Origin of the sequence: Rhodoplanes roseus (assembly GCF_003258865.1) — a bacterium.
GTDB lineage: Bacteria > Pseudomonadota > Alphaproteobacteria > Rhizobiales > Xanthobacteraceae > Rhodoplanes > Rhodoplanes roseus.
Genome location: NZ_NPEX01000968.1, coordinates 1 through 243, shown reverse-complemented (window position 1 = coordinate 243; position 243 = coordinate 1). Strand labels below are relative to the sequence as shown.

At 62.1% G+C, this 243-nt stretch carries 1 protein-coding gene; it reads left to right on the top strand.

Annotated elements, in window-relative coordinates; translation table 11 throughout:
- Positions 1–222, top strand: a 222-nt coding sequence (locus tag CH341_RS35040; RefSeq protein WP_170149925.1) for a hypothetical protein, incomplete at its 5' end; no start/stop codon positions are given.
- Positions 223–243: the final 21 nt, after the last annotated feature.

Here is a 243-nt window from a genome sequence, read left to right as displayed (position 1 = left end):
GAGCTCTTCCGCGGACAGATCCTGCATTTCCGCGCCACGCAAACGCCGGGCCAGCGCTCGCTAGATCCCCAAACATGGCGGCCCTACGCCCTGAACGTCACCGTCCATGACGTAGCGGCTATCCATGCGCACATGACGGGAACAGAGGCGCTCACCGAGATCGTGCCCGTCATGAGCCAATGGCTCGATATCTTCGTGCCGGCAAAGGAAAACCGACCATGAACCTGAGCGGGATAGCCGGGC